General features: G+C 71.7%; 17 protein-coding genes. 6 read left to right on the top strand and 11 right to left on the bottom strand.

What is annotated here, in order from left to right:
• Nucleotides 1-723: 723 nt before the first annotated feature.
• From IEZ10_RS37795 to IEZ10_RS37785, 3 genes are read right to left on the bottom strand one after another with little or no spacing between them, the layout of a single operon-like run.
• On the bottom strand, nt 724-1,761 hold the full coding sequence (locus IEZ10_RS37795; RefSeq protein ID WP_189251304.1) for a LacI family DNA-binding transcriptional regulator: 1,038 nt from the start codon (nt 1,759-1,761) through the stop codon (nt 724-726).
• A gap of 16 nt (nt 1,762-1,777) precedes the next feature.
• A complete protein-coding gene (locus IEZ10_RS37790; RefSeq protein WP_229812067.1) occupies nt 1,778-2,113 on the bottom strand; it encodes a hypothetical protein in 336 nt (111 codons plus the stop codon).
• Nucleotides 2,113-3,030: a DUF6772 family protein gene (locus tag IEZ10_RS37785; protein ID WP_189251303.1), complete on the bottom strand. Its 918-nt coding sequence runs from the start codon at nt 3,028-3,030 to the stop codon at nt 2,113-2,115. The genes IEZ10_RS37790 and IEZ10_RS37785 overlap by 1 nt, the downstream gene beginning before the upstream one ends.
• A 152-nt stretch (nt 3,031-3,182) precedes the next feature.
• Between IEZ10_RS37785 and IEZ10_RS37780 the strand changes: the two genes are divergently transcribed.
• The gene (locus tag IEZ10_RS37780) at nt 3,183-4,493 is read left to right on the top strand and encodes an MFS transporter (protein ID WP_189251302.1); all 1,311 of its coding nucleotides are present in this window, start codon (nt 3,183-3,185) and stop codon (nt 4,491-4,493) included.
• A gap of 80 nt (nt 4,494-4,573) precedes the next feature.
• Here the strand turns inward: IEZ10_RS37780 and IEZ10_RS37775 are convergent, their stop codons facing one another.
• The 3 genes from IEZ10_RS37775 to pdxR all read right to left on the bottom strand — a co-directional run bounded on the left by IEZ10_RS37775 (nt 4,574) and on the right by pdxR (nt 9,705).
• Nucleotides 4,574-5,452 carry an alpha/beta hydrolase gene (locus IEZ10_RS37775; RefSeq protein WP_189251301.1) on the bottom strand — a complete coding sequence of 293 codons (879 nt, stop codon included), beginning with the start codon at nt 5,450-5,452 and terminating at the stop codon, nt 4,574-4,576.
• 3 nt (nt 5,453-5,455) lie between these two features.
• Nucleotides 5,456-8,152: a helix-turn-helix transcriptional regulator gene (locus tag IEZ10_RS40365; RefSeq protein WP_189251300.1), complete on the bottom strand. Its 2,697-nt coding sequence runs from the start codon at nt 8,150-8,152 to the stop codon at nt 5,456-5,458.
• Between the two features lie 155 nt (nt 8,153-8,307).
• Nucleotides 8,308-9,705 (bottom strand): MocR-like pyridoxine biosynthesis transcription factor PdxR, encoded by a 1,398-nt coding sequence (gene pdxR, locus IEZ10_RS37765; RefSeq protein WP_189251299.1) that lies wholly within the window; start codon nt 9,703-9,705, stop codon nt 8,308-8,310.
• Between the two features lie 109 nt (nt 9,706-9,814).
• On the opposite strand from pdxR, the gene IEZ10_RS37760 reads away from it, so the two are divergent.
• A complete protein-coding gene (locus IEZ10_RS37760; protein ID WP_229812066.1) occupies nt 9,815-10,267 on the top strand; it encodes a carboxymuconolactone decarboxylase family protein in 453 nt (150 codons plus the stop codon).
• Nucleotides 10,268-10,376: 109 nt separating this feature from the next.
• Entirely contained in the window at nt 10,377-11,570 is a 1,194-nt protein-coding gene (locus IEZ10_RS37755; protein ID WP_229812065.1) for an MFS transporter, read from the top strand.
• A 78-nt stretch (nt 11,571-11,648) separates the two neighbouring features.
• Here IEZ10_RS37755 and IEZ10_RS37750 read toward each other — a convergent pair whose 3' ends face one another.
• From IEZ10_RS37750 to IEZ10_RS37740, 3 genes are all read right to left on the bottom strand, one after another.
• Nucleotides 11,649-12,764 (bottom strand): LLM class flavin-dependent oxidoreductase, encoded by a 1,116-nt coding sequence (locus IEZ10_RS37750; protein WP_229812064.1) that lies wholly within the window; start codon nt 12,762-12,764, stop codon nt 11,649-11,651.
• A gap of 81 nt (nt 12,765-12,845) precedes the next feature.
• On the bottom strand, nt 12,846-13,310 hold the full coding sequence (locus IEZ10_RS37745; protein WP_189251298.1) for a MarR family winged helix-turn-helix transcriptional regulator: 465 nt from the start codon (nt 13,308-13,310) through the stop codon (nt 12,846-12,848).
• Between the two features lie 30 nt (nt 13,311-13,340).
• The gene (locus IEZ10_RS37740) at nt 13,341-14,762 is read right to left on the bottom strand and encodes an MFS transporter (RefSeq protein ID WP_229812063.1); all 1,422 of its coding nucleotides are present in this window, start codon (nt 14,760-14,762) and stop codon (nt 13,341-13,343) included.
• 85 nt (nt 14,763-14,847) lie between these two features.
• Between IEZ10_RS37740 and IEZ10_RS37735 the strand changes: the two genes are divergently transcribed.
• Nucleotides 14,848-15,651, top strand: coding sequence for a helix-turn-helix domain-containing protein (locus IEZ10_RS37735; RefSeq protein ID WP_229812062.1), 804 nt, complete (start codon nt 14,848-14,850; stop codon nt 15,649-15,651).
• A gap of 103 nt (nt 15,652-15,754) precedes the next feature.
• Here IEZ10_RS37735 and IEZ10_RS37730 read toward each other — a convergent pair whose 3' ends face one another.
• The gene (locus IEZ10_RS37730; RefSeq protein WP_268246432.1) at nt 15,755-17,593 is read right to left on the bottom strand and encodes an ABC transporter ATP-binding protein; all 1,839 of its coding nucleotides are present in this window, start codon (nt 17,591-17,593) and stop codon (nt 15,755-15,757) included.
• Between the two features lie 103 nt (nt 17,594-17,696).
• Between IEZ10_RS37730 and IEZ10_RS37725 the strand changes: the two genes are divergently transcribed.
• Nucleotides 17,697-18,275, top strand: coding sequence for a sugar O-acetyltransferase (locus IEZ10_RS37725; RefSeq protein ID WP_189251296.1), 579 nt, complete (start codon nt 17,697-17,699; stop codon nt 18,273-18,275).
• 129 nt (nt 18,276-18,404) lie between these two features.
• On the top strand, nt 18,405-18,737 hold the full coding sequence (locus tag IEZ10_RS37720) for a hypothetical protein (protein WP_189251295.1): 333 nt from the start codon (nt 18,405-18,407) through the stop codon (nt 18,735-18,737).
• A gap of 68 nt (nt 18,738-18,805) precedes the next feature.
• On the opposite strand, the gene IEZ10_RS37715 is transcribed toward IEZ10_RS37720, so the two are convergent.
• Nucleotides 18,806-19,021 (bottom strand): aldehyde dehydrogenase family protein (locus IEZ10_RS37715; protein WP_189251294.1); only part of this gene is annotated, 216 nt, incomplete at its 5' end.

The raw sequence follows: 19,021 nt of genomic DNA, 5'->3' as shown, positions 1-19,021 counted from the left end.
CGACCAGGAGCAACAGGTGGTCATCTTCACCGCCGACCCCGAATCCCCCGCCTACCGGTCCCTGCAGTCGCCGAGGGTCATCGGCACCCAGCGCATGACCGTCGAGAGCTGACCGCCCGCTCTGACGTGTCTCCGGGCATGGGCGGTGGTCGATCAGTCCCTGCTCGATCTTCCAGACCGGCGACGAGACACCGGACTCCCACTGCTTTCGCGGCCTGGTTCGTGAAACTCCGGACTTCCCATGCGCATCGGGGTAGAAAGGCGATCGTGGAAGGCTCACTACGGTCCAGGACCGGTCTGGCATGGCGTCACCGGCTGATGGCCGTCTTGGGCATCACTTTGGTTCTCGTGGTCGGAGTCCGTCTGGCACCCCGCGATGCCCCGGAGAAGACGAGTCGATCGGTCCCCACGCCGATCGAGGAGGACGGCGCGTCCAATGCGAGGATCATCGACAAAGACCAGCGAGTCGATGTCGACACCTTCGGCCGGCAGGACAGCCCGCTGTGGCCGCTAGTCGAAGAGCTCCGCAGCGCCGCCCCTCAGGACGACTCCACGCCTACCGGCTCCGGGCGAGAGGAGTGACCGGCCTGCCGAGCAGACGCGTCTCCCGTCAGCCGGGAGGCCGGCCCCCGTGCTCTCCGTGGTCAGGACAGGCTGATCGAGCGGGCGATCGTGGATCTCCGCGCCGGCGGCGAACGGAGCCACGCGGTCCGGTACGGCCGCTCACCCCGTCGACCGGCGTTCGATCAGCTCGGCGGGGAGCCGGGTGCTGGTCCGGGGGCGGTCCGGCTCGGCGATCCGGCGCAGCAGCAGGTCCACCGCGGCCGTGCCCGCCTCGTCGGCCGGCAGCCGGATCGTGGTCAGGGCCGGCTGGAGGTACGCGGCGAACGGGTGGTCACCGTACCCGAGCACGCGCACGTCATCGGGTACGGCCAGGCCGCACTCCCGGACGGCCCGGTAGACGCCCAGCGCGAAGTAGTCGTTCGCGGTGATCATCAGGTCCGGGTGGTTGTCCGGGGTGATCAGGTTGGCGGCCAGGGCGTACGCGTCGTCGGGGCGCCAGGGCAGGCTGGCGCCGCTCGTACGGCGGGTGGGCACCTTCAGCACGAGTGAGTGCTCGTGGGCGATGCCCAGCTCGTCGAGCGCGCGCCGGAAACCCGCGATCCTGGCGGCGACCGTGCTGACGCGGAGGTCCTCCTCCAGCAGCCAGATCCGCCGGACGCCGGGACGGGCCACCCGGACCACCGCGTCGGCGATGGCCGACTCCACGTCGATGCCGACGAAGTCCAGCCCGCGGCCGGGGATGTCGCGGCTGATCTGCACCACCGGGATGTTCGCCTCGATCAGCCCGTCCCACACGTCGCTCCTGGACTGGGTGGCGACGCCCAGCACGCCGTCCACACCGAACCGCAGGAGCTGCTGGACCGCGCGCTCCTCGTTCTCGTCGGAGTCCTCGGTCACGAGGAGCAGCACGGAGTAGCCGGCCGCGCGGCACTGCCGTTCGACCGCGGAGATCAGCGCGGCGTAGAACGTGTTCGACGGGTTGGTGATGACCAGGCCGATGACCATGGTCCGGCCGGACACCAGCGAACGGGCGTGGCTGTTCGGGACGTACCCGAGCCGCTTGGCCTCGGCGACGATCAGGGCCCTGGTGCTCTCGCTGACCTGGTCCTTGCCGGTCAGCGCCCGGGACACGGTGTTCGCCGACAGGCCCAGCCGGTCGGCCACATCGCGTAGCGTCACCCGTTGCGAACGTGCCATCCCGTCATCCTCCGGCTCAGCTCTTGCCGACCAAGTAGATTCGAAGTCTGGCAGCCGGAGCCTCGTCGCCGGAAACCCGGCAGCGTACCCTCAGCCACTGACCGAAGCCGGTGACCAGCCAGCTCGTCATCCCGGGCGTCTCGACGCGGACCTGCGGCACGTCGGCCGGGCACCAGGTCAGGCCGTCCGGCGAGATCTCCGTGGTCAGCTCCAGCGTCCCGGCCAGCTCGTGCGCCTGGACGAAGAAGCGCGCCTCCTGGGCCCACGGGAGCTCGTACGGCTCGGTGGCGAGTTCGTCGTTCACCAGCGCGGCGCGCTCCAGCACCGCGGTCATGGTCGATCGCATCGTCATCACCAATCCACCGAGATGAGCACGGAGTCGAGGAAGAGGAAGTTGCGGATGTCGGCGTGAGTGCGGACGGAGAAGTAGAAGTTGAGCAGGTTGTCCAGGGTGCTGTAGCGGTCAGGGTAGACCGGCACCGGGACGTCCCTCATGTCCATGACCCGGTCGTTGAGCCGGAGCTCCACGTTCGACCGCGTGCGGGTGTCGATGTCCCAGCGCAGGTAGTGCCAGTTGATCTTGGTGGGCACCTCGTTGACGCACAGTTCCAGCGGCTCGTCGAAGTACCGCCAGTCGTCCGGGTCGGGCGCGGTGAAGTCGGCCGCGTACGGCAGGGCGAACTTGCCCTCCTGGTGGTCGCGCGGCGTCGGCTCGGGCACCACCGGGTACATCCACTGCTGGGTCATCTCGCCGGCGAGGTTCGTGTTCTGGTAGCGGATCACGTTGTGGTAGCGCACGCCGTTGTCCGCGCAGATGTCGGTGGCCACGGTGAACGCGCCGAACTGCGCCTCCGACGGGTGCCGGTTGCCGTCCCAGGCGACGCTGGCGGGCAGTTCGCGGCCGACGGTCGCCTCGGCCTTGAACGCGAAGTACGCCTCGATGCGCACCAGGCCCCGGCCGGCCATGGTGAGCCGGCGGATGCCGGTGGCCGTGTGCCCCCGGTGGGCGCGGGTGGCGAGCTTCAGCGCGTAGTTCCCGCTGAGCGTGCCGTGCGTGCCGACGTCGAAGAAGGAGCAGGAGGAGAGCTGCGGCGGCCGGAAGTCGCGCATGTGCTCGTCGACCGTGCCGAGGTCACCCCGGCCGTTGTAGTTGCCGATCAGCTCGGTCCAGCCGTGGGTGGTGGAGTCGAACCGGTCGAAGCACAGGATCCGGCCGAGCGGATCGTACTTCGACAGGCCGGCGTCGATGACCGGCGCTGTGGGTCCCATGTGCGGTCCTCTCTCATTAACGTTCATGTGAACAGCTCAATGGCCGAAACTCTTGACCTGCGAAGCAGGCCACTCGTAATGTTGCGGCCACATTAACGTTAATGGTTCGAATGCAGAGGCGCAATCGACAAGCTGTGATGAGGGAGTCAACGATGACACTGCGGCTCAGCCGGGCCACGATCGCTTCCACCGTCGGCACCGCGCTCGAGTGGTACGACTTCTCGCTGTACGGCACCGCCGCCGCGCTGGTGCTGCCACTCGTGTTCTTCCCCGCCGGCGACCCGGTGGCGGCGACCCTGTCATCGCTCGGCACCTTCGCCGTCGGGTTCTTCGCCCGGCCCGTCGGCGGTGTCATCATCGGCATCCTCGGCGACCGCGTCGGCCGCCGCACGATGCTGTTCGTCACCCTGCTCCTGATGGCGGCGGCCTCCACGCTGATCGGCCTGCTGCCCTCCTACGCCGCCGTCGGCCCGGCCGCGCCGATCATGCTCGTGGCGCTGCGCGTGGTGCAGGGACTCGGCGCGGGCGGCGAGTACGCGGGGGCCATGCTGATGTCCGCCGAGCACGCCGAGACCCGGGCGCGCGGGCTGAACGCCAGTGTGCCGACCCTCGGCAACGCGATCGGCTCGCTGGTCGCGACGGGCGTCTTCTTCCTCGTCTCCTCGGTCATGCCGCACGAGGCGTTCATCGACTACGGCTGGCGCATCCCGTTCCTGCTCAGCATCCTGGTCGGCGTGGGCGGCGTGATCGTGCGGCTGAAGGTCTCCGACACCCCCGAGTTCCGCGAGGCGCGGGACAGCGGCGACAGCGTGCGGGCACCGCTGCGGGCGCTGTTCGCCTCCTCCCGCCACAAGATCATTCCTGGCATGCTCATCAGCGTCGCGCCGAACGTGATCAGCTACCTGCCGTCCGTCTACGCCCTGACCTACCTGACCACGCACGTGCACGCCGAGGCGTGGATCGGCCTGACCGGTGTGGTGATCGCCAACCTCGTCAAGATCGTCACCGTGCCGACCGCGGGCTGGCTGTGCGACCGGTTCGGGCGGCGCCCGGTGATGGTCGCCGGATCGGTCGCGGCGGCGGTGCTGTTCTACCCCTTCTTCTTCATGCTCGACACCGGCACGCCCGTCGTGATCTGGGCCGCCTTCGTGATGATCTTCACGCTCTGCAACGACCTGACGCTCGCCTCGCAGGCCACGATGATGTCGGAGCTGTTCGACGTCCGGTACCGCTACACCGGCGTCACCTTCACCCGGGAGATCGCCGGCGCCGTCGTCGGCGGCTGCATCCCCTTCGTGGCCGCCTGGCTCGACGGCTGGTCCGGTGGACAGATCTGGCCCATCGTGGCGGTGTCCGCCCTGCTGTGCCTGCTCTCGGCGGTCGGCACCCGGTTCATCAGCGAACCCGCCCACCTGCGGGAGCCCTCACCGGCGACGGCGCGCAGCGGCGGCGCGGCCGTATAGCCCGCTCACCGGCCCGGAGGCGCGGGCGTGCCGTACCGGCGAGGCTCCTCGCGGATCGTGTTCCGCCCGCCGGGTGATCGTCACCCTGCCGTGTGCGCGAGGATGGCGGCGGCCAGCTCCTCGTGCGCCTCCGGCGGCAGCGTGTGCCCCATGCCCTCCACGATCATGAGCCGCGCCCCCGGGATCCGCTCGGCGATGACCGCGCCGTGACCCGGCTTGACCGGCTCGTGGCTGCCCTCGATGACCAGGGTGGGCGCCTTCACCTGGTGCAGCACGCCCACCGGCTCGAAGTCGGGCTTGGCCATGGCGGCCAGCCGGTGGTTGGCCGTCGCCGACAGGTCGCGGGCCCGCTCGTGGATCCGCTCCTGCAGCCGGCGGGCCGCGTCCTCGTCGAACGGCAGGCCGGTGCCGTGCAGCACGCGCTGCTCGGCGATCATTCCGTCGATCACCGCGCGCCGGTCCTGCGGCGGCGGGGCGGTCATCAGCGCGCGGTAGAAGGCCACGAACTCCGGCGTGGGCTCCGGCAGGGCGTCCTCGGACTGCGGCTGCCCCGTCAGGGCCCGCACGAGCACCTCACCCTCGCCGCCGCCGAGCGGCGAGGAGGCGATGACGGTCAGCGAGCGCACCCGCTCCGGCCGATCCACGGCGACGAGCTGGCCGAGCAGCCCGCCCGCCGAGTGGCCGACCAGGTGCGCGCTCTCCAGGCCGTGGGCGTCCATCACACGGTAGATGTCGTCCTTGATGTCGTCCCACGTGTACGGCTCCGCCTCGAAGTCGACGGTTCCGGACATGCCGGTGTCGCGGTGGTCGTACCGGATCACCCGGCGGCCTCCGGCGGTCAGGCGGCCGACGAACTCGTCCGGCCACAGGACGCCCTGCGACATCGAACCCATGATCAGCAGGATCGGCTCGTCGTTCTCGGCGCCGAACTCTTCACTCCAGATGGTCACGTTTTGCATGTCTCACAGCATGCCGTCCCCGGCTACGGGCGCCATCTGTAGAACTACCAGTCGCGCCAGGTCCGTACGTGAGCCGATGCCCAGCTTCGGATAGATCTTGTACAGGTGGTACTCGACCGTGCGCGGGCTCAGGAAGAGCTTGGCGGCGATCTGCTTGCTCGACAACCCGTCGGCGACCAGGCCCGCGATGCGCAGCTCCTGCGGGGTCAGCGCGTCGAGCGCGGTCGCGGGCGGAGCCTGCCCGCTCTCACCCGCCGCCCGCAGCTCGTCCTGCGCGCGCCGCGCCCACGGCCGGGCGCCCGCCCGCTCGAACGTCTCCCACGCCGCCCGCAGATGCGCCCGCGCCTCGCCCGGCCGCTGCGCGCGGCGCAGGCGCTCACCCAGCAGCAGGGCCGTCCTGGCCGCCTCGAACGGGTTGGTGTGCAGCCGCAGCGCCTCGCCGAAGGCGTCCTCGGAGGCGTCGACCAGGCCCCGGCAGCGGGCCAGCAGAGCGCGGGACTCGGGCGTCGCGGCGTGCGCCGACCACCGCTCGTACGCGGCCAGCGCCGCCCTCGCGCCCGCCTCGTCACCCGCGCCCAGAGCGGCCTCGACGTGGTCCGGCGCGGACCGCCACACCACGGTCGGATGCCCGGCGCCCGGCCCCGCCGCGGCGATGGCCGTGAAACGGTCGCGCGCCGCCGCGTGGCGGCCCAGGCACAGGTCGAGCATCGCCAGCGCGTACGCGGCCACTCCCGCGCGCAGTCCCACCCGGTGCGGGATCGCGATGGCCAGCGCCTCGCGGGCCTGCCGCTCGCACGGCTCCTCCTCGCCGCGCAGCGCCGCCAGCACCGCCAGGTTGGCCAGGTGCGCGGCCACCGTGTTCTCGTACCCGGCCTCCCGGGCCAGCGCCAGGCCCTCCTCGGAGACGGCCTGGCTGCGTGCCAGCCGCCCGGCGATGCGCTCGGCGGTCGCCACGAACTCCAGCACCACGGGGAGCTGCCCGGCCATCCCCGACACCCTGGCCACCCTCCCGGCCCGCCCGGCCATCTCGGCGGCCAGGTCCGGCTCGCCCAGAGCGCTGGCCGCGGCCGTCGCCCACAGGCATCCCGTCGCGTCCTCCAGCTCGTCGGCCCGCGCCAGCGCCCGGCGCAGCAGGCCCGGCCCCGCGGCGTCGCCGTCCATCGTCAGGCCGATCCCGGCCACCGTGTCCCGCAGGAACCCCTCGGGGTACGCCGCCGCCCGCCGGCCGAGCTCGACGATGGCCGCCGTGTCGCCGACGTACGAGGCCGCCTCCACGGCATCGGCCAGCATGTCCAGGCCGTCGCCCGCCGCCAGGATCCGTACGGCCTCGGCGGCGTCGCCCGAGTTCAACTCGAACCGGCCCCGGAGCTGGGCGATCTCCATGGCGAGGGCGGCGTCCTCACCGGCCCGTTCGCGCGCCTCGGCCAGCAGCGACTGCGCCTGCCCCGGACGGCCGCCGAGCCAGGCCGCGCCGGCGGCGTCCTTCAGGCGGACGGCGCGGGCGCGCGGCTCGGGAGTCAGCTCGGCGGCCCTGGCCAGGGCGGTGGCGGCGGCGCCGTACCCGCCGCGGTCGCGTGCCCGCTCCGCGGTGGCGACCAGCGCGGCGGCGACCTGCTCGTCCTGGCCCAGGACGGCTCCGGCCAGGTGCCAGGCGCGGCGGTCGCCCTCGGTCAGCTCCGCCAGGACGGCGCGCACGCGGCGGACGTCGGCGGGGGCGGCCGCCTCGTGGAGCGCGGATCGGATGAGCGGATGGCGGAAACGCACACTCGTGCCCGACACCTCCGCCAGTCCGCTCTCCTCCAGCTCGGCCAGCGCCGCCCGCCCGGTTCCCGTATCCGTGCCGGGCGGCGCCGGCCGCCCGGCGGACAGCCGTCCGGTGGCGCGCAGGACCAGGGAAAGGTCGGACTCGACCGCGGCGACCAGGGCGGCCAGCCGGGCGGGATCGGACAACCCGGCCACCCGCTCGCCGAAGAGCCGGGCGCCACCGGGCAGCGGATCGGGCAGTGGTTCGCGCCCGGCGAGCTGCGCGGGCGTCAGGCGGGCGGCGATCTCGCCCAGGGCGAGTGGATTCGCGCCGGTCAGCGCGACGAGCTCCCGTTTCACCTGGGCGGGCAGCGTACCGTGGCGGGACTCCAGCAGCTCGGCCGCGGCGGACTCGGCCAGGCCGCGCACGTCCACCGTCAGCGGCACGCCCTTGACCGGGGCCTCCCCGCGGACGGCGAACAACATCGCGATCCGTTCCGTCCCCAGCCGCCTGGCGGCGAACAGCAGCGCGTCGGCCGAGGCCCGGTCGACCCACTGGAAGTCGTCGACCACGCAGACCAGCCCGTCCGGCACGGCCGCCTCGGCCAGCAGCGAGAGCACACCGGCCCCCACCAGGAACCGGTCGCCGGCACCGCCCGCGGCGAGCCCCAGGGCCGCGCGCACGGCATCGCGCTGCGGCTCGGGCAGCGCGTCGAGTGAGCCGGCCACCGGCCACAGCAGCTGGTGCAGCGCCGCGAACGCGAGGTCGGACTCGGACTCGACACCGGTGGTCCGCAGCACCCGCATCGCGCCGCCGCGCGTGGCCGCCGCGTCGAGCAGGGCGGTCTTGCCCGCACCCGCCTCACCCCGCAGCACCACCGCGCCGCCGGAACCGTCGCGGGCCCGCGCGATCACCTCGTCGAGTGCGCTGATTTCCGCAGATCTGCCGTAAAGCACGAAAACCCACTGTAGAAGGCCCCGCACCGCCCCGTTCCCGCGGAGCCTCTTCTCACAACCGTCGCCGCGGCCGCCCGGTGACGGGTCCGCCCCGCCCGAGACCGTGCGGCGGGCCCGCGAGGTGCGCCGCGGCCCGCGTGGATGAGTTCTCGCCTCTACCGCGGGTCGGGCAGGGCGAGGCAGAGGGCGTCCAGCGCGGCCGTGAACGCGTGCTCGGGCGGTGTGCCGTATCCGATGACCAGGCCGTCGCGCGGCGGCATCGTGCTGTCGGGGTGCAGATAGGGGCTCAGGCCGTCCAGGGCGAGACCGAGGCGGCGTGCGGCGCGGAGGGCGGCCTGCTCGGTGCCCGGGGGAAGCTCGAGAACGGCGTGCAGGCCAGCGGCGATACCGCTGATCGTGATGTGCGGGGCGCGTTCGGCGAGCACGGTCGTGAGCAGGTCGCGGCGGCGCCGGTAGATCCCGCGCATCCGGCGCAGCTGGCGGTCGTAGGCTCCGCCGGCGATGAAGTCGGCGAGCGTGAGCTGGTCCGTCACACCCGACCACAGTTCGCGCGAACCCTTGGCCGCGACGATGTCGTCCACCAGCCGGCCGGGCAGCACCATCCAGCCGAGCCGGAGCGCGGGCGACAGGCTCTTGCTCGTCGACCCGAAGTAGATGACGCTGTCGGGATCGAGTCCCTGGACGGCGCCGACCGGTTCGCGGTCATAACGGAACTCCCCGTCGTAGTCATCTTCGAGCAGCAGGCCGCCCGTGGCGCGGGCCCAGTCGATGACCGCGGCCCGGCGCCGCGGGTGCAGCGCGCCTCCGGTGGGGTACTGGTGCGCGGGCGTCAGCAGGACGGCCCGCGCGCCGGTGGCCGGGAGCTCCTCGACCCGCGCCCCGTGGGCGTCCACGGTGAGCGGCATGGTCGTCAGGCCCGCGTCGGTGAGGATGGAGCGGTGGAAGCCGAGTCCGTACGACTCGACCGCGACGGGACCGCGCAGCACCTGGCACACCAGGCGCAGCCCGTGCGCGAAGCCCGAGCAGATCACGATGCGGTCCGCTTCGGTGCGCACGCCTCTGGTGCGCGCCAGGTACTCCGCCAGCGCCCCGCGCAGCTCCGGCCGGCCGCGGGGATCCCCGACGCCGAAGGCCTCGCTGGGCGCGGCGGTCAGCGCGCGCCTGGCCGAGGCGGCCCAGGACGGACGCGGGAAGGCGGCGGCGTCGGGGGAACTGGGCATCAGGTCGTACGTGACCCTGTGGCGGATCGGGCGCGCGGGGAAGCGCCGGTGGCCGGATTCCAGAGGCGCGGCGCGGTGCGCGACGTGGGTGCCCGAACCCTGACGGGCGGTGAGCCAGCCTTCCTCGGCGAGTTCCGCGTACGCGGCGGCGACGGTGTTGCGGGCGATGCCCAGGTCGGAGGCGAGAGCGCGGTAGGGCGGAAGCCGGGTGCCGGGTGCCAGCCGTCCCGATCCGATCGCCTCGCGCAGGGCCCGCATCAGCCGTACGCGCGCGCCGCCCTCACCGGTGAGCTCCAGGTGCAGGTCACTGCCGTTTTCCGGACCGGAGCTCATCGCCCACCCTCACGCCGGGCCGTACAGGCGACATGTCGGAAATTGGCCCACGAATCGTCCACGGAAATGCACCATACTCCGGGTCACCTGCCGCCTTAGGTTCATTGACATGACGAATGTCGCCATTTCCCCGCGCATGAACTTCCCGGCCGTCGCCCCCAAGGTCTTCAAGGCCGTGCTGGCCCTGGACGCCGCGGCCCGCGAAGGGCTGGACCCGACCCTGCTCGAACTGGTGCAGATCCGCGCCTCCCAGATCAACCGGTGCGCGTACTGCATCGACTACCACACCGGCGACGCCCGCCGGGCGGGTGAGAGCGAGGCGCGCGTCCACCAGCTGAGCGCCTGGCACGAGTCCAGCCTCTACACCGCCGAGGAGCGCGCCGCCCTGGCGCTGACCGAGGCGATGACCCTGCTTCCCCAGGGGGTCTCCGACACGGTGTACGACGAGGCCGCACGGCACTTCGACGACAGGGAACTCGCCCAGCTCATCGCGCTGATCTTCACGGTCAACACCTGGAACCGCATGAACGTGACCACGCGCAAGACCCCTGGAACCGAGTAACGGGATCCCGGTCCTCGTTCTCCCCGGTCCTCGTTCTCCCCGGCTCCGGGCGGTGGCCGCGCCTCCGCGGCCACCGCCCTTCGCATGACCTCTCAGAAAGGCCGACACCGTGACATCCGTCGACGTCCCGGCACCGGACGCGCCGCAGGACACGAGCCGATCACCGTTCCGGGGCTGGCTCGCGGTCCTCGCCGTGACGCTGGGGATCTTCGCCCTGATGACCTCCGAACTGCTGCCCGTGGGGCTGCTCACCCCGATCGGCGCCGCGTTGGACGTCTCCGAGGGCACCGCCGCCCTCATGGTCACCGCCCCCGGACTGGTCGCCGCCGTCGCGGCGCCGCTGGTCACCGTGGCCACCGGCAGAATCGACCGCCGGCTGGTGCTGGCCCTGCTGATCGGGACGGTGGGCGCGGCCAACCTCGCCTCCGCGTTCGCCACGAGCTTCGCCGTCGTCCTCCTCGCCCGATTCCTGATCGGCGCCGGCGTCGGCGGCTTCTGGTCGCTGGCCGGCGGCATCGCCCTGCGCCTGGTGCCGAAGCACCAGGTCGCGCGCGCCACCGCCGTCATCTTCGGCGGCGTCGAGACCGCTTCCGTGCTGGGCGTGCCCGCGGGCACCCTGCTCGGGGACCTCAGCGGCTGGCGCGTCGCGTTCGCGGCGGTGGGCCTCCTCGGCCTGATCTCGCTGGCCTGCATGGTCGTCGTGATGCCGAAACTGGAGCCGGAGCGGGTGATGACGTTCGGAGACCTGCCGCGGGTGTTCCGGGCGCACTCCGCGCTGCGCGTCGGGATCGCCATGACCTTCCTGGTCATCACCGGGCACTTCACCGCCTACACGTTCGTCCGGCCCCTCCTCCAGGAGGACGGCGTGACCGACGGCATGATCAGTGTGTTGCTGCTGGTCTTCGGCGTCGCCGGCATCTGCGGCAACTTCATCGTCGGCGCGTTGGTCACCACGCGTCTCCGGCAGGTCATGCGCGGCATCTCCGTGTTCCTCGCCGTGGCCATGATCGCTCTCGCCGTGACCGGCCCCGGCGTCCTCCCTGCGGCGGTGACCCTCACCGTCTGGGGCCTGGGCTACGGCGCCGTCCCGGTCGCCTTCCAGACCTGGATCCTGAACGCCGCGCCGGCGGCCCCCGAGGCCGCGTCCTCCCTGTACGTGTCCGCGTTCAACCTGTCCATCGCCCTGGGCGCCCTCGTCGGCGGCCTCGCGGTCGACACCGTCTCGACGGTGAGCGTGCTGTGGATCGGCGGCGTACTCGCCGTTCTCGTGCTCCCGCTCCTCGGGAGGCGCACGTCGCCCTGAGGTTCTCCGCCCAGGTCCGTCCGGGGAACGGGAGCGTCCCCGGACGGCCCGCGGGTCGCATGGAAACGGGGAGCATCGCTATTTCGCGATCGCCTCGCGGACGGACGGGACGATCTCCTGGGCCCAGCGGGCCAATGTGGTGAGGTCGGAGACGCCGTGGTCGGCGGAGAAGAGCACGAAGCCCGACGCACCGTGCTCCAGCACGGCACCGGTCAGTTCCTCGACCCATTGGCCGACGGAGCCGCCGATCCAGCGGCCGTCGTGGTCGCGGGTGGCGGACAGCGGCCGGTCGGTGACGCGCCCGGGGAAGTTGAAGACCGTCCGGATCTCGCCCGGGTCGCGGCCGGCGGACGCCGCCGCCTCGTCGATGACCGGCCGCGACGTCCGGTAGCGCTCGCTGAGCCAGTCGGCCGCGTGGCCGGGGATCCAGCCGTCGGCGACGCGGCCGGTGGCGGCCAGGCTTCTCGGCCCGTTCGACCCCGTCCACACCGGCACCGCGGCCACGGGCGCGGGCTCGATCCGGTTCACCTGGTAGTGGCGGCCCCGGTGGGTGACCGGTGGGCCGCCGCCCGACAGCTTCTTGATCAGGACGATGGCCTCCTCGAAGGCGTCCACGGCGTCGCCGGGCGTCTGCCGCGGCACCCCCATGTCGGCGATGCGGTCCCACAGTCCGCCCGCGCCCATGCCCAGCACGACGCGGCCGCCGGACAGCGCCGACAACGACGTCACGGTCCTGGCCAGCATGGGAGCGGGCCGGGTCGGCAGGTTGGTGACGTTGGCGAAACCGGCGATGTGCCGTGTACGCCCGAGGATGAAGCCGAGAGCGGCGTAGGCGTCCAGCCGCGCGCCGAGGTAGGGGTGGTCCGACAGCGAGAAGACGTCGAGGCCGTCCCGTTCCGCCTGCTGGACCATGCGCAACAGCTCGGGTATGTCGTCGATGGTGGAATGCGCGCCGAAACCGAAGACCACATCAGATGCGGACAAAGTACTGCCTTTCCGTAGTGCGAAGCACACCTCCTTGATCTCCCCGGCCGGCTCCAGGCCGACCGGTCCGGCGCCGAGGATCAGCACCCGCTCGGCGCCCGCCGGTTCCTTGTGGGTGCGGCGCAGGTCCTCCAGGATCCCGTCCATGGAATCGGAGGCGGGCTTGGCGGGGTAGGCATAGCCGGAACCGGTGGCCGGGATCAAATTCACACTCCGACACGAGAAAAGAGAGGCTCAGTTCATATCACGAACAATATTAGTTCGTGGGACGAACTGCAACCTCTCTCCCGGTCAGTGTGCGGCGTCCGGCTCCATGAAGACGGCGGGCACCTTGTTGTCCGTCACCACGCGGCCGAGCAGGGCGGCGAGCATGTCGCGCTCCGCCGGGGCGAACCCCGAGGTCAGGTCCTCGATCCGGCGGCAGGTCCCGGTGTAGAACTCCTCGGCCAGCTTGGCGCCGCGTCCGGTCAGGGCCACCCGTACCGCACGGGAGTCCTCGGGATCGGGTTGGCGCCGGACCAGGCCGTTGCGTTCGCTGCGGTCCACCAGGCCGGTCAGGCTCGACTTGGCGAGGCCGAGCATCGCACCCAGCTCGCCCATGCCGTACGGCTGCGCCATCAGCACGCACAGCAGCTGACCCTGCTGCTGGGTGATCCCGTGCTCACGGGCGGAATCCACATACACGGCGTTCACCAGGAACGTGGACCGCACCAGCGCGGCCACCGTCCCGATCGGGCCGTCGGCATTCTTGCTCATTGGCCCAGAGTAACAAATTCGCGACACGAACTACCGGTTCCGCTCCCTTTCGGCGCCGGACGCGGGGGAGACGGTGCGACGAGCCAGGGCGACCCGCACGGCACACGCCGTTCCGATCGCGAGGAGGACGACGCAGGCCGCGGTCACCCGCACGAGACCCTCGGCGGAGGAAGACGCCGCGAAGTAAACGCTCCCGAGCCCGGCGATGGCGGTCACCCCGGCGAGCACGGGTCCGGTGGAGTTCAGCGCCGAGATCGCCGACGCCAGTCGCGGCTCCACCAGAGAGGTGATCTGCGCTATCAGCGGACTGTACCCGGCGGCGTGGCCAGCCCCGGCGAGGAGCAGCAACGACGTGGAGCCGAGCGGATGCCACCGGTCACGGTAGAGGAGCACCAGCAATGCCGCCCCCGCCGCGAACATCACCGGCCCTGCTACCGGCAGCGCGTTCTGCAACCACTGCGGGTAGCGGTTCCAGCTCAGGCTGAGAACGCCGAACCCGAGGGTGTACGGAACGAACGCCAGCCCGGCCTGAAACGGAGAATGACCGAGCGCGGTCTGCAGGTGCAGGGTCAAGGTGAACAGGAAGACGGTGTAGCACCCCATGATGATCCAGCAGGCCGTCAGCCCCGGCCTGGTTCCGTCCGGCCGCAGCGCCTCCAGGTCCAGCAGTGGATGCCGCGCCCTGGTCTCATGGCGGACGAACACCACCAGCAACGCGACACCGCCCGCCAGCGAGATCCACGCCCAAGCGGGCCAACCGTGGTCTCGGCCGAAGATGAGCGGGACGGTGAGCGCCGTCATGGCGACGGTCAGCAGCGCCACTCCGGCCAGGTCGAGCCGTACCCGCCGGTCCGCGCGGGGGTTCGGCAGGACCCGCGGGCCGACCGCCGACAAGACCAGGCCGATTGGAACGTTGATCAGAAAGATGGGTCGCCAGGAGAGGCCGAACAGGTCGGCACCCGCGATCAGACCCCCGACGACCTGCCCCAGCGCGACTCCCAGGGCGAGTACCATGCTGTAGACGCCGATCGCCCTACGGCGTGCCGCTCCGTCCCAGTGCATGTGGACGAGGGCGAAGATCTGGGGCGTGAGCAGTGCCGCCCCCATGGCCTGAGTGATACGGGCGAGTACCAACACGGTCGCGTCGGGGGCCAGCCCGCACAGCAGCGACGCGCCGGTGAACCAGCCGAGCCCCCACAGGAACGCCCGCCGGTGTCCGACGACGTCGCCGATCCGCGCGCAGGTGACCAGCAGCACGCCGGTGGTCAGCAGGTAGCCCGACACGATCAACTGAATCTCGGCGTCACCGGCGTGCAGACTCTCACGGATGGTCTCCGCCCCCACCGACACGATCGACCCGTCCATGGACGCCATGGCCTGCCCGGTGAGCAGCACGGCCAGCATCCGGCTCCGGCGGGCGGCCGTCACCGGCGGAGGAGAGAGATTGATCATGCGTCCAGCATCGGCCTGTCCGTGCCCGCCCGTCTTGAACGAATATGCGGATGGCACCGGCGGTGGTGATGCGTAGGGTTGTCCGGTGCGTACCGCGAAAAGGCTGATCGAAAGCCCGCACTTCGTGATCAACTCGGTTGGGTGCTCGGACGATCACGCCGGCTGGTCCATGCCGGAGGCGTCACCCGCGGCCCAGATCGTGCTGGTCCGGCAGGGCCGGTTCCGGCTGGACTCCCAGGGTCGGCGGATGACGGTCGAGCCCACCGTCGGCTACCTGCACCGCCCGGGGTGGGAGATGCGCTTCGCCCACCCCGCGGGCGGTGACGTATGCACCTCGATCACATTCATCGGTGACGCGCTGACGGCCGGGCTCGACGCCGCCCGTTCTCCCGCGGTCCACGTGGACGCGCGGCTCGAACTGGCCCATCGCCTGCTCCTGCGTACCGGCGCCGACCCGGACTTCGCCGCCGTCGAGGCCGTCCTGGACCTCCTGCTGCTGGCGCTCCGCGAACAGTCCCAGGACGTGCCTTCGCCGGGACGGCAGGACCTGGCGGACCACGCTCGGGAGGCGATCCTCTCCGGCGAGCCGGACTGCGCCGACCTGGTGACCCTGGCCCGCCGGCTGAAGACCTCCCCGTCCCACCTGAGCCGCACCTTCCGCCACCACGTGGGCATGCCCTTGAGCCGTTACCGCAACCGGGTACGGGTGAGCCGCGCGCTGACGCGGATGGATCAGGGTGAGACGAACCTCGCGGCGCTCGCGGCCGGCCTCGGCTTCAGCGACCAGGCCCACCTGACCCGGGTCATGCGCGACGAACTGGGTCACACGCCCGGCCGGGTCCGTGCCCTTCTCGCCTCCGGGGGGACGGCCGCCGGCGGCCCCCGGTGAACCGCTCCGATGCTCCGTGGAGGCCGCGCTCGCGGACGCGGTGTACGAGCTTCCCGGCTCCGGCACCGGACCGGGTGATCCCCGGCCGGCGCCGGGCGCCGTGTCAGTCGGCGCCCGCCGCCCCGAGGAGCGCGTCCGGGGCGTCGTCGCCGGCCAGGAAGCCCCCGGACTGGTGGTGCCAGAGCCGGGCGTAGGCCCCCTGGGCCTGGAGCAGCTCGCCGTGGGTGCCCTGCTCCACGACGCGTCCCTGGTTGAGGACGACGAGCCGGTCCATGCGGACGACGGTGCTCAGGCGGTGCGCGACGACGAGCGCGGTGCGGTCCTGCATCAGCTTCCACAGCGCCTCCTGGACGAGGAGCTCGCTCTCGGAGTCCAGGGCGCTGGTCGCCTCGTCCAGCAGCAGGATCGGGGCGTCGCGCAGGATGGCGCGCGCGAGCGCGACGCGCTGCCGCTGGCCGCCGGAGAGCTTGACGCCGCGCTCGCCGACCAGGGTGCCGAACCCCTCCGGCAGGGCCTCGACGAACTCCGTGACGTGCGCCGCCTCCGCGGCCCGGAGGATCTCGGCCTCGGTGGCGCCCGGCCGGGCGAACGCGATGTTGTCGCGCACGGACCGGTGGAACATGGCGGGTTCCTGGGGGACGTAGGCGATGAGGCCGCGCAGGTCGGCCTGGCGCATCCGGGCGATGTCCTGGCCGCCGACCAGGATCCGGCCCCCGTCCACGTCCATGAGGCGCAGCAGCAGCCGGGTGAGGGTGCTCTTGCCGCCGCCGGACTGGCCGACCAGCCCGATTCTGGCGCCGCTGGGGATGTCCAGGTCCAGGTCCTTGAACAGGGGCGGGCCGTCGCCGTACCCGAAGGTCACCCGCTCGAAGCGGACGCCCGCGTCGGCCGGGCGCAGCGGCTCCGGGTCGGCCGGATCGACCACGGTGGGCTGCACGAGGAGCAGCTCGGTGAACTGGGCCGCCTCGGTGAGCAGGCTCTCCATGCGCCGGTATATCTGGTTGAACTCGAACATGATGTTGATCGCGTTCGAGTAGTAGGTGAACGTCACCACGATGGCCTCCGCGCCGAGACCGCCCCGGAGCGCCACGGCGAGGAGCAGCCCCAGGGCGCTGGTGAGCACCGACAGCGGGGCGACGACGGTGTCCACCCGGAGGTTGCCGTAGTCCCAGGAACGCAGGGACAGCCTGCGCTGCTCGGCGACCCGGACCCGGTACTCGGCGGCCTCGCGCTCCTCGGCGGCGAAGGCGCGGACCGTGTCCATGTTGGTCAGCACGTCGGCGACGTGGCCCGACACCAGCACCCTGGCGGCCTCGCGCTCGTCGACCAGTGCCTGGCGGCGGCGGATGAGCGGGGCGACGAGGAGGCCGGTGACGACGATGAGGCCCACGAGGACGAGGACCAGCAGCGGGTGGTACCGCCACAGGACCACCGAGGCGAAGATCAGGGGCACCACCTTGGCGATGACCGAGAAGGTGAGCGTGTCGAAGAAGTCCTCGAACCGGGAGGAGAACCCGATGACCCGCTTGGTCAGCGAACCGGCGAAGTTGTCGTGGAAGAACGCGGTGTCCTTCGACATCAGCTCGTCCATGCCGACCACGCCGAGCCGCTCGATGCCCCGGGCGTCGGTGCGGTTCAGGAAGTGCAGCCCCAGCCGCCACAGCACCTCGCCCGCCAGCAGCAGCGCGCCGAAGCCGAGGACGTACGGCAGCAGCGCGTCGAGGGTGCCGTCCCCGCCGCCGGCCAGGTGCCCCACGAGCCCGGCCACCATCAGCGGCGCCAGGTAGAACAGGCAGATGTTGCCCATCGCCGGCAGCGTCATCGCGGGCGCCGCGACCGGCCACTGGCGCTTCAGCTCACCGCAGTAGTGGCGCAGCGCCAGCAGGACCGCCGACCTGCGCGCGGATGAACCGTCCTCAGAGCCTTCGCGTGATCCGAGCACCGCCGCCACCCTCCCCGGACGCCTACCCCGCCTCGGCCATGCTGCCTCAGGGCCGTGCGGAGGAGCGAGCGGTTTTCCCGATGCCCCGCCTAGGGTCGTCGCCATGACCGATTTCTTCGCCGGGGATCCCCGTACCAACCGTGAGCGCATGCTGGCCGGAGACCTGTACATCGCCGACGATCCCGAGCTGGGGGCCGCCCTCGGACGCGCCGCCTCTCTCGCCCACCGGTACGGCGAGCTCTACCACTCCGACCAGGGGGCCGCCCGGTCCGTCCTTGAGGAGCTGCTCGGCTCGATCGCCCCTGACGCCCACATCCGGCCGCCGCTGTACGTCGACTACGGCTCCCACATCACGGTCGGTTCCGGCACGTTCGCCAACTACGGGCTGACCGCCCTGGACGTGGCCCCCATCACCATCGGCGACGACGTGCAGATCGGCCCGAACGTCCAGTTGCTCACCCCCACCCATCCCGTCGAACCCGAGCCGCGGCGGGCGAAGCTGGAGGCCGCCAGGCCGATCGTGATCGGGGACAACGTCTGGCTCGGCGGCGGCGCCATCGTGCTCGCCGGGGTGACGATCGGTGCGAACAGCGTCATCGGCGCCGGCGCCGTCGTCACCAGGGACGTCCCCGCGGACGTCGTCGCCGTGGGCAATCCGGCCAGGGTGGTCCGCCACCTCTGAGCGGCGGCCGGACGGCCCTTTTCGGCCAGGGCTGAAAGGCGTTGTGAGCGGGATTCGGCTGGAGCAGCCTTGCCTCCACGGGCTGATGAGGACCGTCGATTTCCAGTGGAATCCCTATCGGGAGGAAGAATGCGACAGAGACTCGGCAGGATGCTGGCCGGCTCCGCGCTGGCCGCCGCGACCCTGCTCGGCGTCCACACCCTCACGGCGGCGCCCGCGTCCGCCTCGGTCCCGGCCGCCGCGACGGCGGCCGGCGCCTCGGGGAGCGTGTCGGTCCTGTCCAACAGCTGCGGCTACCCGACGTCCGCCCGCCCCGGCAGCACGTTCGTCCGCAGCTACAGCAATTGCAAGAGCTGCCGCACGGCTGAGCTCGCGCTGGAGTACCAGTACTCGTGGCGTAACTACTACTGCACCTACAACCCCGGCAACGACCTGAACGACCTGCACTACCAGGGCATCTGACCGGTTCTCGGCGATCCCGTCCGGGCCGGTTCTCCGGCCCGGACGGGGTTTCAGGCGTTGGTGGGGTTTCAGGCGTTGGTGGGGAAGCCGAGGTTGACGCCGCCGTGGCTGGGGTCGAGCCAGCGGGAGGTGACGACCTTGCCCCGGGTGTAGAAGTGCACGCCCTCGGTGCCATGGACATGGGTGTCACCGAAGAGCGACGCCTTCCAGCCGCCGAAGCTGTAGAAGGCCATCGGCACCGGGATCGGCACGTTGATGCCGATCATGCCGACCTCCACCTCGTT

This window comes from Streptosporangium pseudovulgare, from assembly GCF_014648055.1.
Lineage (GTDB): Bacteria > Actinomycetota > Actinomycetes > Streptosporangiales > Streptosporangiaceae > Streptosporangium > Streptosporangium pseudovulgare.
The sequence above is the reverse complement of the archived record's forward strand: the minus strand, read 5'-3'. Positions and strand labels throughout refer to the sequence as shown.